Origin of the sequence: Microcoleus sp. B4-D4 (genome assembly GCF_036705185.1) — a bacterium.
Lineage (GTDB): Bacteria > Cyanobacteriota > Cyanobacteriia > Cyanobacteriales > Microcoleaceae > Microcoleus.
In genome coordinates this window covers 91,811-92,235 of record NZ_JAUBTX010000022.1, presented here as the reverse complement: position 1 = coordinate 92,235, position 425 = coordinate 91,811, and the positions used below count along the sequence as shown (strand labels likewise).

At 40.7% G+C, this 425-nt stretch carries 1 pseudogene; it reads right to left on the bottom strand.

Annotated features, from left to right (window positions below):
- Positions 1-425: pseudogene (locus QUB13_RS17425) on the bottom strand (ATP-binding cassette domain-containing protein); the annotation flags it as partial.

Below are 425 nucleotides of genomic sequence, written 5' to 3'. Positions count from 1 at the left end.
GTTCTGGTTGAGAAGGTTGTCTCGACTCTATGATTTGTGGAATTTCGAGATTTTCGACAATCGGTTCTGGTTGAGAAGGTTGTCTCGACTCTATGATTTGTGGAATTTCGAGATTTTCGACAATCGGTTCTGGTTGAGAAATTTCTCTAGATTCTTGTCTTTCTACAAGTTCCAGAAAATGTGCTACTGATTGCACTTCAGGTTCTAAATCGTTGATTATATCTATTGTTTCAAAAATCTGTTCTGGTTGATAAAATGCGATAGACTCTGTTGTTTCGACAATTGGTTCTGGTTGAGAAAGCTCGATCGACTCGACAATCGGTTCTGGTTCGGAATACTCGATCGACTCGACAATTGCGACAATCGGTTCTGGTTGAGAAAGTTCTCTAGACTCTGTTGTTTCGACAATCGGTTCTGGTTCGGGA